Raw genomic sequence first — 13,992 nt, forward strand, 5'->3', positions numbered from 1 at the left:
TCATTGACCCCGTATTTACTATGTACACTGACATCCTGTTATCCGTCTCCAGGCCTTCACGCTACATTGGCCATGAGATCAATACCCTTAAGAAAGATCCGGCATCGGTTCGAACAAGGGTTGCTTTAATATTCCCTGATACATATGAGATAGGTATGTCCCACCTCGGGATCAAGATATTGTATCAGGTTATTAATAATATGGGCCATATTGTTGCGGAAAGGGCATTTGTCCCCTGGACAGATATGGAAGAGGCACTTATATCGAAAGGACTTCCAGTTCTGTCAGTCGAATCATCTACTCCTCTTGCAGGGTTTGACATCCTTGGATTCACGCTCCCATATGAACTTTGCTATACAAACATTCTTACTATGCTGTCTCTTTCAGGCATCCCCCTTTACTCATCGGAACGTGATTCCTCGTTTCCCCTCATAATAGGCGGAGGAAGCGCCGTATTTAACCCAGAACCGGTGGCAGATTTTTTTGACCTTTTTTTCCTTGGCGACGGTGAAGAGGGGATAAGGGACATAATCAAAATATACGATAAATGGAAAGCGGGCGGAAGTTCCAGAAAATCCCTGCTTAAAGACCTGTCGAAGATTGAAGGTGTGTATGTCCCATCCCTGTACCATCCGGAATATAACGATGACCTGACTATCAGCGCCATAGTGCCGACAGAAGGCGCTCCCGATTCCGTCAGAAGGCGAGTGCTGGAGGATCTGAATGAGGCTCCTTTTCCTACAGCCCCTGTAGTTCCTTACATGCAGGCAGTACATGACCGTCTCACAATAGAGATTGCCAGGGGGTGTACACATGGATGCAGGTTCTGTCAGGCTGGAATAACCTACAGGCCGGTTCGGGAGAGACGTCCTGAAAAGATACTAAGCATTATAGAGGATTCCCTCAGGAACACCGGATATGAAGAGGTTTCATTATCTTCCCTTAGCACAGGTGATTATGCCTGTCTCAGCAGTACACTTACTTCTCTTGTAAATACTTACGGTGATAAACATGTATCTTTTTCACTTCCATCCCTTCGCGTTGGTACATTGACGCCTGCAATAATAGAGCAGATAACCAAAACAAAAAACGCAGGTTTCACTATTGCGCCTGAAGCAGGGACAGAGCGGCTCAGGAAGGTAATCAATAAGGAGATGGATGAAGGTATTCTTGAGACAACTGTAAGAGATGTCTTCAGCAGGGGGGTAAAATCAATCAAGATGTATTTTATGGTTGGTCTCCCCACTGAAACTGATGAAGACCTTCAGGGTATAATCACCCTTGCTCAAAAGGTAAAAGACATAGGTAAACGATTTAGTAAAGGGGCAAAAGAAATTACTGTAAGTATATCTGCGTTTGTGCCTAAGGCCCACACACCCTTTCAATGGTACGGCCATATATCGCCTGATGAGCTTATGAGAAGGCTTAATTATCTTCGTGATGGCCTTAAGAAGGTCAGGATAAATTTAAAGTGGCACAAACCTGATATGAGTTATCTTGAATCAGTATTTTCAAGGGGGGACAGAAGGCTTGGGAAGGCTATAGAGACTGCATGGAGGTCCGGATGCAGGTTTGACAGCTGGACAGAAAAGCTCGACATGGATAAGTGGGAAGATGCCTTTAAGGTATGCGGTATTGAACCTGACTGGTATTCTTCAAGACACATTCAACTTGATGAAGTTCTCCCCTGGGAGCATTTGCATACAGGCGTTGAAAAGGAGTTTCTGATAAAGGAATACGAACGGGCGGAATCATGCCGCACGATCCCTGACTGCAGATACGGTCTTTGTCCGAATTGCGGCCTGTGTGATATGGAGGCTGTAAAAGGGAAGAAGGCAGAGGGGATCAGGCCGATAGCATACAGACATGATGAAAAAATCCCCCTTAATCCCCCTTTTCTAAAGGGGGGATTTGAGTCAGGCACCAGGATGACTGGCGTCAGGATAAAGATGCGCATTAAATATACCAAGTCAGGAGATCTCAGAATGCTCTCTCAGCTTGAGGTAATGACCACATTTGAAAGGGCGTTCAGAAGGGCATCTGTTCCAATACTGTTTTCAGAAGGATTTCATCCGCACCCGAAAATATCCTTCGGTCCGGCCCTTCCTGTTGGCGTTGAAAGTATCTGTGAGTATATGGATGTCGAACTGCCGGTCCCGGTTGCTTCATATGAGATTAAATCCAGGTCCAATAAACATTTGCCCGATGGTTTGAAGATCATCAATGTGAAGGAAATCCCGGTTAATACGCCATCACTAAATGCATTCATAACTCATTTTGCTTATGAGATCAGCCTTGATAGAAATATGCTAAGTCTGCCGGACTGTCAACCTGAATTTAGCTTGTCAGACGTCACGGAACTTAAAGTAGAAAGAGTCACGGAAAAAGATGGAAGAAAGATAACGAAGATAATTAATACCAGGCCTTTTATTGATGAAATACACTGGCTTACTATAGACACAATATTTCTGAAGTTAAGATCAATTGACAGGGAATGCTGCCGGCCGTCTGATGTGTTAAAGGCATTATTCAATATCTCCCATTTAAACCCGGGTGTCATGATAAGACGTGTTGGTCTGTATGGAAAGACAGGCGGTCTACAGGTATCACCGGATGGACATAAAATTGAAACGGAGAATCTATGCCTACTGAAATCATAATAAATGCCCTTCCTGAAGAGGTAAGGGTCGCCCTGCTTGAGAACAGGGAAGTAGTAGAAATATACATAGACAGGAGGAACGAAGGGAGCATAGTTGGTAACGTATATAAAGGCAAGGTTGTCAAGATACTGCCGGGGATGCAGGCGGCCTTCGTTGATATCGGCCTCGACCGTGCGGCTTTCCTTTATGTGAGTGATGCCGGAGCTGACGCAGAAGAATATGCAAGGATGATAGAAGAGGAAGGGGTGGAGGGGAAACTGGAGTTCAAGGCCACGCATTACAGCATTGAAGATATCCTGCAGGAAGGCCAGGAGATCATGGTCCAGGTCTCAAAAGAACCCCTTGGCACAAAAGGCGCGCGTATCACATCATATATTTCACTCCCAGGGAGATGCCTCGTTCTTATGCCTACTGTCGAACATATAGGGATATCAAGGCGTATCAGGGAAGGACGCGAGCGTTCAAGGCTTAGGGAGTTGGTTCAGTCTATAAAAAAGCCCGGGATGGGCTATATCATAAGGACTGCAAGTGAAGACATGGACATTGAATCTCTCACTGCCGATGCCGAATTTCTTGAACTCCTCTGGCAGAATATTCAACAGAAGAGAGAAACAGTTTCAGCCCCTGCATTGCTTTATTCTGAGTTAGATTTGATCTTTCGTACTATCCGGGACCTCTTTACCATGAAGGTAGACAAACTGGTGATAGATTCCAGGTCTGAGTATGAGAGGATAAAAGAATTTGTAAGGCTTTATCTTCCTGACATGCTCCCGCGAATTGAACTATACGATCGTGAAGAACCAATATTTGAATCATACAGGATCGAGGTAGAGATAAACAGGGCGTTGAATAAGAAGGTCTGGCTGAAGTCAGGTGGATACATTGTAATTGACCATGCAGAGGCCCTTACAGTAATTGATGTGAACACTGGTAAGTATGTAGGAAAGAGAGACCCTGAAGAGACAATTACCCAGACAAACCTGGAGGCGGTTAAGGAAACAGCGTATCAGTTACGCCTCAGAAATATCGGCGGCATAATAATAACCGACTTCATAGACATGGAAAAAGAGAAGAACAGGGAGAAGGTCTTTAATGCAATGGTAGATGCATTTTCAGAGGACCGTGCCAGGACAAACATCATCAGGATGTCTGAACTAGGGCTTATAGAGATGTCCAGGAAGCGCACGAGGGAGAATCTGATGCGGACCCTTTGCGAGTCGTGCAGTTACTGTAATGGCCGGGGCTATACAAAGTCTGCCGTTACAATCTGCCATGAATTGTTCAGGGATGTCAGAAAGACTGCGAGGTCAACAAAAGATAAGAAGATAATCGTTACGGCAAGCCAGAGTGTGGCAACCCATATTTTTGATGACGAAAGGCAAATTGTCGAGGAACTCGAAAAGGAATATCAGAAGCGAATTGTTATCAAGGGTGACAAGAGTCTGCACATAGAAGAATATGACATAGTGACCTTATAACAACAGGAGCGGAATAGGGTCTTTTTCATGTCCTAAGGTCCGGTCCAGATCCTGGAAAATGATATTATCAGCCTTCATACCGGCAATGTTTTCTTTAATACTGGACCATTTAGTTTCCGGAATATTAAAGAAGGTATCAACGACAACAGGATCAAACTGGCTGCTCCTGCATCGTAAAATTTCATCCCTCGCGTCCTTGTCAGGGAGGGCCTTTCTGTAGGGCCTGTCCGTAGTCATAGAGTCATAAGTATCAGCAAGGGCAAATATCCTTGCGCCTATTACGATCTGCTCCCTCTTCAAACCCTGAGGGTACCCTGTACCGTCATATTTCTCCTGATGGTGAAGTACAAGACAAGAGGCATCCTTAAGGAACGGAATGCCCTTGAGCATACTGTAACCATATTCAACATGTCTTCTCATCTGCACCCACTCTTCCGAGGTAAGTGTAGCAGGCTTTCTAAGTACCGAATCAGGCACTCCGATCTTTCCAATATCGTGCAGCAATGTCCCCTGGGCCAGGTTTTGAAGCTCTTTGCTGCTAAGTCCCAGCGCCTTTCCGACTTCAATGCTGTATTGAACTACCCGCTGTGAATGTCCTTCAGTTGCGCTATCCCTGTAGTCAAGAGCTGTTGAAAGCGCCTCGAGGGTAGTATTATATGTGACCTCTATCTCTGCCAGTGCTCTGTTCAATTCTGCTGTTTTTTGTTGTTCCACTGAGAGCAGCCCCCTGATCTCAGCGGTCTGAGCCTTGACTATTTCTTCAAGATGTTCCTGATACCCCCTGTTTTCAAGGATAAGCCGCCGCTTATCCAGGGCACGCTGTATGCTTATCACTATCTCTTCAAGATTGAACGGTTTTATCAGATAATCCGAGGCCCCATGTTTGAGAGCCTCAATCGCTGCATTGGCATTTGATACTGCAGTTATCATAACTACAGCAGTGTCCGGATACAGTACCCTGACCTTTTTAATAAGATCAATTCCGTCTATCCCCGGCATCATAATATCACTGAGGATCACTGGAAACGTCATCTCCCGCATCTTGTCGAGAGCCTCAAAGGCATTCTCAACGGCCACGGGCCGATATCCTGAGCTTGTAAGCTTTCTTATGAGAATATCCCTTATAATTGGCTCATCGTCTACTACGAGTATGTCTTTATCTTCAGTCATCATTACAATAATAAGCTATATTATAAAGCGGTTTTAATGTCAACAGATTTAACAACTATAAATAGACTGATTTGTTTCAGCATGATAAGATGATAGTCAGTGTAAAGTTATTGCCAATGACATGTGAATTTCCTGCTTTAGTGATTTAGTTAACTCCCTTACACTCAGACAGCAGTAATCCACAGGTGGGAGGTGTTATGCTAACTACGGTCAACGTCCCTGAACAATTCATATCTGTGTTCGAAAAAGCCCAGGATTATGTAAACAGATTTTTCGCTGATAAAAGGGAAGATCCATCAAAAGGCACTATAGAAATATTTGGAGAACGTTACATACTCGTACGGGCTGCATCAATGTCCGTTGATTTTTTTGAGACTATTGAAAAACTCTATTTTAAGGAGGGGCAGGAGGAGGCTTCAAACATTGCGAGACAACTGCTCTTCGACATAGCCCATACCATTGGCAAACAGGACGCAAGGAATCTACACCAGAAGCTTGGATTGAAAGACCCTATAGAAAGGCTCTCTGCCGGGCCGGTACACTTTGCACATTCAGGGTGGGCCTTTGTTGACATATTACAGGAATCAAAACCTTCACCTGATGATGATTATTATCTTATCTATGAGCATCCCTATTCATTCGAGTCAGCCGCATGGATTGCTGCCGGTAAGAGCAGCGAATTTCCGGTCTGTGCGATGAACGCAGGGTATTCGTCAGGATGGTGCGAGGAAAGCTTTGGTATAGCTCTTGTCTCATCTGAGATTATTTGCCGGGCAAAAGGAGATCATACCTGCCGTTTCATTATGGCGCCTCCGTCGAGGCTGCAGGGACATATCGAAGCGTACATGAACAGTACAAGAGAAGAGGTAATAAGGACGATAAGATATGAAGTGCCGGGTTTTTTCAAACGCAAGGTTATTGAGTCTGAGCTGCGGAAATCGGAAGAGATGTTCAGGGCCATCTTCAACGACTCTATTGATGGGATGCTTCTTGCAGATGTCGAAAATAAGAATTTCGTACTGGCCAATGATTCAATTTGCCAAATGCTTGGCTACAACAGGAAGGAGATTTTAAAACTGGCGATAGACAATATCCATCCCGAAAAAGACCTTCCTTACATCAAAAGTCAGTTAGAGAAGCTGGCACGGAAGGAGATAAGTGTAGCAGTTAATCTGCCAGTAATAAGAAAGGGTGGCGCTGTCTTTTATGCGAACATCAGTACATCCGTCATCTCATTAAATGGCAAGAGCTACATGTTTGGTGTATTCAGGGATGTTTCTGAGCGTATGAGGCTGGAAAATGAAATCAGGGCTTCTGAGGAACGTTACAGGGGGGTAGTTGATAATATAGGGATCGGTGTGTCGCTGATAAGTCCTGATATGGAGATAATGACACTGAACAATCAGATGAAGAGGTGGTTCCCTGATATTGACGCTGCGGACAGGCCTATATGCTACAAGGCTTTTAATCAGCCTTCAAGAGACGATATTTGCTCTTATTGTCCAACAGCCATTACTCTCAGGGATGGACAGATACATGAGGCAGTGACCGAGACTCCTGCGGCAAACGAGATAAGAAATTACAGGATAGTTGCATCACCACTAAAGGACGCGGAGGGGAACATTATAGCGGCAGTCGAGATGGTAGAAGATATTACGGACCGCAAACGCATTGAGCGTGAACTTCTTGCAGCAAAGGAAGATGCTCAGGAGGCCAACCGCCTGAAGAGCGAATTTCTTGCAAACATGAGTCATGAGATACGAACCCCGATGAACGGCGTAATAGGCATGACAGAATTGCTGCTGGAAACTGAACTTACTAAAGAACAGAAGGAATACGTCAGTGCCGTGAAGCTTTCTGCCGAGTCGTTGCTGACCATAATCAACGATGTACTTGATTTCTCAAAGATCGAGGCCGCGAGACTGGATCTTGAGCCTATTGAATTCAAATTACGTGACTGCATCAGTGATGCGCTTAACGTAGTGGCACTGAAGGCATCAGAAAAGCACCTTGAGCTGGCCTTTCGTATTTCCCCTGATGTACCTGATGAGGTTATTGGAGACCCGGGGCGCCTGAGACAGATATTGGTCAACCTTGTGGGAAATGCCATCAAATTCACTGAGAAGGGCGAGGTTATGGTTTCTGTTACTTCAGAAGAAGCTCCAATGGGAGAGTCTTTTTTCCACTTTACCGTGGCTGATACCGGTGTAGGTATCCCTCTTGAGAAACAAGAGATAATTTTCGAGGCATTTTCACAAGCAGACGCCTCGACTACACGCCGGTACGGCGGGTCCGGTCTCGGACTGACTATCTCCTCAAGGCTGGTGAAAATGATGGGAGGTCAAATGTGGATTGAGAGTCAGGTGGATAAAGGAAGCAGCGTTCACTTTACTATAACTCTTGGAATCAAGCAGGGAGCACAACCTGTGCAGAAAACTGAAAAAACGGAAAACACTAATGGTGTGAAGGTGCTGGTGGTTGATGATAACGCAACTAACAGGCGCATACTCGAAGAGTTATTTATAAACTGGGGTATGTATCCAGTTACAGCAGATAGTGCACAAGCGGCGTTAAGGGCTATGGAGGAGACATGGAAATCTGGTGAGCCTTTCAGACTTATTCTTGTAGATGCAAATATGCCGGTCATGAACGGTTTTGAATTAGCAGAGAGTATAAAACGTAACCATGACTTCGATGGAGCCATTATTATGATGCTTGCTTCTTCCGGACAACACCGGGAAGTTGACCGCTGCCGCAGGCTTGGGATTTCAGCACATCTTGTCAAGCCGGTAAAGCCCTCTTCACTTCTTGATCTAATTCAACTCGTCCTGGGGGGAACGAAACAGGAGGCCGTTAAATCACCACCGGTTACGATGCACACGATTCGGGGAAAACAGCGGCCACTGAATATCCTGCTGGCTGAAGACAACCTTGTTAACAAAAAAATTGTTTCCGGGATACTTGATAAGCGAGGCCATATGGTTGTTATTGTAAAAAATGGAAAAGAGGCAGTTTCGGCCTACGAAGAACGTCCCGGTTTTTTCGATATCATCGTAATGGACATACAGATGCCGGAGATGGACGGCCTTGAGGCCGCAGCCTTAATCAGGTCAAGAGAAGAGATATCAGGAGGACACATCCCCATACTCGCTCTTACCGCCCATGCAATGAAGGGGACCAGGGAGAAGTGCCTCATAGCCGGTATGGATGGATATGTCTCAAAACCCGTCAAGATCAATGAGCTTATATCAGAAATAGAAGAGGCAATAAATTTGGGAAAGGCAAAAAACAGGGACTTGTCGCCTCAAAAATCTGAAGAGTCTGAACCTATTTTAGATATGGATGCAGCTTTGGCGTGTGCAGATGGAGATATTGAGCTTGTAAGAAAGGTGGCCGGCTTGTTTTTGAAGGAGTGCCCTGGAATGCTTGCAGCGATAATTAATGCTATAAAAAACAGGGATGCCCCGGGTGTCAGCAGGACATCACATACCCTTAAAGGTTCTGCAGCAAATTTTGGCGCACGCACAGTTGTAGAAATTTCCCTGAAACTGGAAGATATGGGAAAGAGCGGTAAACTTTCAAACGCAGCAGGAACATTTTCAATGCTTGAGGCTGATACACGGCGGCTTATGAAGGATCTCAAAATATTACTGTCTGGAGGCAATAATGCGTATACTGATAGCAGAAGATGATCCCGGGTCGAGGTTGCTTTTAGAAACAATCCTTTTAAAATGGGGCTATGAGGTTGTTGTGACCTGCGATGGGGATGAGGCATTGAAGGCCCTGCAGGCAGAGGACGCCCCCAGTGTGGCGATCCTTGACTGGATAATGCCTGTTATGAACGGCGTTGAAGTGTGCCGGAGGGTAAGGAAAGAGGGCAAGGAACCCTATATTTACATTATCCTTCTTACTGCCCTCTATCCTGAGGAAGATCTTGTCACCGGTATGGAGGCCGGAGCTGATGATTACATTACTAAACCTTTCAAGACGAATGACTTGAGGTTGCGGTTGAAAGCCGTCCGCCGCATTATTGAGCTGCAGGATGAACTCATTGTAGCACGCGAATCATTAAGGGTGAAAGCGGCTCACGACCAGCTTACCGGTCTTCTGAATCATGAGGAAATTCTTCGTATTCTGAGTCTTGAGATGGACAGGGTTAAAAGGGAGGGCGGCAAAGTTGGCATAGCAATGGCTGATCTTGACCACTTCAGGAATATAAACGATACATACGGACATATGGCCGGTGATCTGGTTTTACGCAAAGCTGCCGAAAGGATACTTTCTACTACACGTTCCTTTGATTCAATCGGCAGATTTGGGGGAGAGAAATTTCTGTTAGTGTTTCCGGGATGCGATGAGAAAGGAGTTACATCTTTAGCTGAACGACTTCGTTTAAGCATAAGCAACAACCTGCTCGAGACCTCTGAAGAAGTGATACCGGTAACAGTCAGTATTGGGGTGACTTCAATAATGGGAAAGATCATTGGAGATATGGATACCGTTATCCGGGCGGCGGATGAGGCCCTTTACAGGGCTAAGATTAACGGACGAAACCGTGTTGAGCCAGCCTCTGAAAAATAGATGACCGTACCATCTCAAACTGAACAAGAAATCTATAACATGACAATAGCTTAGCATATTGCTTAATAATAAAATCCTTGACGCCCAATATTTACGAGTATAAAATACAGACATTATACTGATAAAAGGTATAATGTGCGGTTTAACTTTCCTGAACCTGGTAGACTGATCCGACCGGTAATCCCAGTATCGGCAGGTCATGTCTTGATCAGGTTACATGTACAGCAAGAAGGAGGCGTTAAATGTTTGGCCTTGGATTATCAGAGTTACTTGTAATACTCGCCATCATTCTAATTATCTTTGGCGCTGGAAAACTCCCCCAGATAGGTGAAGGACTGGGGAAAGCAATCAGCGGATTCAAAAAGGGTTTAGCCGAGCCGTCGAAGTTGGAGGAGTTGAAAAAAGAAGGCGAAAAGGATGCAAAGGTTTGACTTAATAGAAACCCTGGTATAATACATGTTTGGTATTGGCACATCAGAGTTAATTATTATTCTCATTATAGCGTTTCTTGTGGTAGGGCCTAAGGACTTGCCAAAGGTTGGTAAAGAGATAGGCAAGGCATTCCGGAGTTTTCAGCGTGCCAAGGCTGATTTAACTGACAGTATAACGCGGGATGTTGCAGACATTAACAGAGATAAAGGGTCAGGGAGTGATGAAGAAAAACGGGGCTAAGGGCAGCAGTTATGGAATGGATGACCTCATTACTGTACGTGCAAAATTGTGGCTTGAGATTGATGGCAGGCCTTTCTTCGGTGAGGGGAGGTTCCAGCTTCTGAAGGGTATAGACAAGTATGGCTCTATAAACCAGGCTGCAAAGGCAGCGAGGATACCCTACAGACGGGCATGGAGTTATCTTCATGCCATGGAAGACCGTCTCGGAATACAGATGATAGTAACTCAGACAGGTGGCAGTAATGGCGGCGGTACGGTGCTGTCAATGGAGGCAAAGGAGTTTTTAAAGAGGTATGAAGGGATGATGGCAGACCTTGAAGGTGTTCTGAAAAAAAAGACGTGGAATTTTTTATAATCCTGCGTTATGCTATATAGCATAACGGTAAGACAATATTAAATGATTCAAACAAAAACATCAATTCCGGTGATATGCTTTGTAGGGTCTTCCAGCAGCGGTAAGACTACGCTTATAGAAAAGGTTATAGGGTTACTTGCACGAAAGGGTTATGATGTGGCTACTGTCAAGCATACACATAAGAACGTCAGCATGGATACAGAAGGCAAGGACAGCAGGCGTCACAAAGAAGCCGGTGCGAAGACAGTTGTACTTGCATCTCCATCACAGTTTTCTGTTGTATCTGACAGTGATAGTGAGCTTACAATTGAAGATATCCTGGAGAGGTTTATTTCTAAGGCGGATATACTTATCGTCGAGGGGTTTAAGAGGGATTCATATCCCAAGATTGAGGTCAGCAGGAATGGCAGCGGCAATGATCTGAGGTGCCTTAATGATCCTTCAATTATAGCAGTGGCGTCTGACAAACTGCTTAACTTGACCATACCTGCATTTGATATTAACAATGCTGAAGGTATTACCGGATTCATAGAAGAGAGGTTCCTGCAGGATAAGCAATAAAATAGAATTCAGCCGGCGGTTCAAAAACCAGGGAGGGCATATCAATGATAAAGGTTGCCGTATTAACAATGAGTGACAAGGGTTCAAGGGGGGAGCGTATTGATGAGAGCGGAAAACTGATCTGTCAGATGGTAAAAGATATTGATGGTGACGTTATTGTGCATGACATTATTCCCGACGAGCAGAATTTGATCGAGGATAAGTTGCGGTATTTTGCAGACGTTATGAAGGCAGATCTTATTGTGACAACCGGAGGAACAGGGGTCAGTCCAAGAGATATAACGCCCGAGGCGACAAAGAATGTAATGGAAAGAGAAATTCCGGGATTAGCGGAGTTGATGAGGGCGGAAGGCTGTAAGAAAACGCTGAGGGCTGCTATCTCCCGTGGACTGGTTGGCACAAGGGGCAGATCCATGATAGTCAATCTCCCTGGAAGTCCAAAAGGGGTTGCAGAAAGCCTTGGTGTGATACTAACGACGATACCGCACGTTATTGAGAAATTACGCGGTGATGAATCGGACTGTGGTAAGCCTGTATAATGACCGGTGTTATCCTGACAGGTGGAAAGAGCAGCCGTATGGGACAGGACAAGGCGCTTCTGACTGTAGGCGGCGTACAGTTGATAAGAAGGATTATAGATGTGTACGAGAAGCTTTTTGATGAGATACTTGTAGTCACAAACAAGGCAGGGCGGCACGAAGGTCCCGGATACAGGGAAGTGACGGATATTATACCTGAGTGCGGACCTCTCGGAGGTATATACACAGGGTTGTCATACGCCAAATATGACAGGATCTTTGTGGCCTCCTGTGACTTGCCATTTATAATGGATTCAACTGTCAGGATTGTAATCAGTGAACCTGTAAGTTATGATATAGTGGTTCCGGACGACGGCCTCAGACTGCATCCACTTCACGCAGTGTACAGTAGAAAGTGTGTGCCTCAAATGCGTAAATGGCTTGATAATGGGTTGTATAATGTCACTAAATTTATCAATGAAGTTGAAGGATTGAGTGTCCGGAAAATTCAGATGTCTGAAATAACAGCAGGAGACCAGGATTTCAAGTCCTTTTTCAATATGAATACTCAGGAGGACTTGGCTGCAGCTAATACGGTTGCGGATAAAGAGAAATTGAAATAATGACTGCATGATGTAAATCCCCCTTGATCCCCCTTTTTCAAAGGGGGAAATCAGACTTCCCCCTTCCCCTCCCCTTCAAGGGGAGGGTTAGGGTGGGGATGGGTTAATCAGGGTATTTTCAAGCAAAAAGGAGGAATCACTTATGCGTTCAGTAGAAGAGGCGTTAAAGACTGTCCTGGACAGCACAAAGGTGCTTGGCACTGAGAGGATCGCAATTCAGGATGCTCATGAGAGGGTTCTTGCTGAAGATGTAACAAGCGGCCTGTTTCATCCGCCCTGGGACAATTCCGCAATGGACGGATTCGCTGTAAGATGGAATGATATTAAAAATGCTTCAAAGGAAAGCGGTGTTCAGCTTGTTATAGTAGGTGATGTTCGTGCCGGTATAATGCCGGATAAACCTGTAAAAAAAGGCGAGGCAATACGGATAATGACCGGAGCGCCTGTGCCAGATGGCGCTGATTCTGTTGTGCGTGTCGAGGATACTAAAACTGAGGGTGAAAGCGTTAATATATTTTATGCAGGAAAAATCGGCGAGAATGTCAGACACAAGGGTGAAAATATAAAAAAGGGTGATACTGTACTCAGTAAGGGGAGTGTCCTCGGGGCCTCCCATATAGGGGTAATGGCAATGGTAGGGAAACCTGTGGTCTCTGTTTACAGGAGGCCGAAGGTCATGGTGCTTGCTACGGGTGATGAACTTGCCGACCTCGATGAGGAGATTACTGAGAATAAGATACCCAACAGTAATGGATATACAGTTGCGGCCCAGGTTATTGAGGCCGGCGGTGTCCCTCATCTCCTTGGTATTGCCCGAGACAATAAGGAGAGCCTGAGGGAAAAGATAGGCGAAGGTTTGGAAGGGGACATGCTCCTTGTCTCCGGTGGTGTATCTGTAGGCATGTATGATTTTGTCAAAGACATTCTGAAGGAATATGGGATAGATATGAAGTTTTGGACGGTAGGGATAAGACCAGGTCATCCTATAGCCTTTGGACTTGTAGGTAACAAGCCGATATTCGGGCTGCCCGGAAATCCGGTGTCTACGATGGTGACATTTGAGGTATTCGCAAGACCTGCTCTTTTAAAAATGAGCGGGCATACATCATTATCCAGACCGGTCATTGACGCTGTATGCGAGGCAGAATTACGAAGCCGCCCCGGCCGAACCCATTATGTAAGGGCTGTAACACGATATGAGGATGGGAAATACTATGTCAGATCTACCGGCGATCAGGGAAGCGGCATATTAATATCAATGTCGCGGGCAAACAGTTTCATAATCCTGCCCCCTGATAAAGAGAAGGTATTGCAGGGTGAGATTGTTAAGGTTCAATTGTTTGCTGGTCAGGTAGAATACTCATAAGGGATGGG

Annotated in this window: 12 protein-coding genes; 11 read left to right on the forward strand and 1 reads right to left on the reverse strand. The window is 45.3% G+C overall.

Going from position 1 to position 13,992, the window contains the following annotated elements:
* Window positions 1–20 precede the first annotated feature (20 nt).
* Both IT392_10250 and IT392_10255 read left to right on the forward strand, forming a co-directional pair.
* On the forward strand, window positions 21–2,660 hold the full coding sequence (locus tag IT392_10250) for a TIGR03960 family B12-binding radical SAM protein (protein MCC6544861.1): 2,640 nt from the start codon (window positions 21–23) through the stop codon (window positions 2,658–2,660).
* Window positions 2,642–4,138: an Rne/Rng family ribonuclease gene (locus tag IT392_10255; protein ID MCC6544862.1), complete on the forward strand. Its 1,497-nt coding sequence runs from the start codon at window positions 2,642–2,644 to the stop codon at window positions 4,136–4,138. Before IT392_10250 ends, IT392_10255 begins: the two co-directional genes overlap by 19 nt.
* Here IT392_10255 and IT392_10260 read toward each other — a convergent pair.
* Complete coding sequence (locus IT392_10260) at window positions 4,133–5,311, reverse strand: response regulator (GenBank protein MCC6544863.1); 1,179 nt, start codon at window positions 5,309–5,311, stop codon at window positions 4,133–4,135. The genes IT392_10255 and IT392_10260 overlap by 6 nt on opposite strands.
* A gap of 194 nt (window positions 5,312–5,505) precedes the next feature.
* Between IT392_10260 and IT392_10265 the strand changes: the two genes are divergently transcribed.
* The 9 genes from IT392_10265 (at window position 5,506) to IT392_10305 (ending at window position 13,984) form a co-directional block, all read left to right on the forward strand.
* Window positions 5,506–9,000, forward strand: a complete 3,495-nt coding sequence (locus IT392_10265) for a response regulator (GenBank protein MCC6544864.1) — start codon at window positions 5,506–5,508, stop codon at window positions 8,998–9,000.
* A complete protein-coding gene (locus IT392_10270; protein ID MCC6544865.1) occupies window positions 8,975–9,889 on the forward strand; it encodes a diguanylate cyclase in 915 nt (304 codons plus the stop codon). Before IT392_10265 ends, IT392_10270 begins: the two co-directional genes overlap by 26 nt.
* A gap of 242 nt (window positions 9,890–10,131) precedes the next feature.
* A complete protein-coding gene (gene tatA / locus IT392_10275; protein MCC6544866.1) occupies window positions 10,132–10,320 on the forward strand; it encodes a twin-arginine translocase TatA/TatE family subunit in 189 nt (62 codons plus the stop codon).
* Between the two features lie 25 nt (window positions 10,321–10,345).
* Window positions 10,346–10,561, forward strand: a complete 216-nt coding sequence (locus tag IT392_10280; GenBank protein MCC6544867.1) for a twin-arginine translocase TatA/TatE family subunit — start codon at window positions 10,346–10,348, stop codon at window positions 10,559–10,561.
* Between the two features lie 16 nt (window positions 10,562–10,577).
* The gene (locus IT392_10285; GenBank protein ID MCC6544868.1) at window positions 10,578–10,916 is read left to right on the forward strand and encodes a winged helix-turn-helix domain-containing protein; all 339 of its coding nucleotides are present in this window, start codon (window positions 10,578–10,580) and stop codon (window positions 10,914–10,916) included.
* Between the two features lie 42 nt (window positions 10,917–10,958).
* Window positions 10,959–11,477, forward strand: a complete 519-nt coding sequence (gene mobB, locus IT392_10290; protein MCC6544869.1) for a molybdopterin-guanine dinucleotide biosynthesis protein B — start codon at window positions 10,959–10,961, stop codon at window positions 11,475–11,477.
* Window positions 11,478–11,521: 44 nt separating this feature from the next.
* Window positions 11,522–12,016 carry a MogA/MoaB family molybdenum cofactor biosynthesis protein gene (locus IT392_10295; GenBank protein ID MCC6544870.1) on the forward strand — a complete coding sequence of 165 codons (495 nt, stop codon included), beginning with the start codon at window positions 11,522–11,524 and terminating at the stop codon, window positions 12,014–12,016.
* Complete coding sequence (locus tag IT392_10300) at window positions 12,016–12,618, forward strand: molybdenum cofactor guanylyltransferase (protein ID MCC6544871.1); 603 nt, start codon at window positions 12,016–12,018, stop codon at window positions 12,616–12,618. Before IT392_10295 ends, IT392_10300 begins: the two co-directional genes overlap by 1 nt.
* 142 nt (window positions 12,619–12,760) lie before the next feature.
* Complete coding sequence (locus tag IT392_10305; GenBank protein ID MCC6544872.1) at window positions 12,761–13,984, forward strand: molybdopterin molybdotransferase MoeA; 1,224 nt, start codon at window positions 12,761–12,763, stop codon at window positions 13,982–13,984.
* Window positions 13,985–13,992 lie beyond the last annotated feature (8 nt).

The organism is Nitrospirota bacterium, from assembly GCA_020846775.1.
Lineage (GTDB): Bacteria > Nitrospirota > 9FT-COMBO-42-15 > HDB-SIOI813 > HDB-SIOI813 > RBG-16-43-11.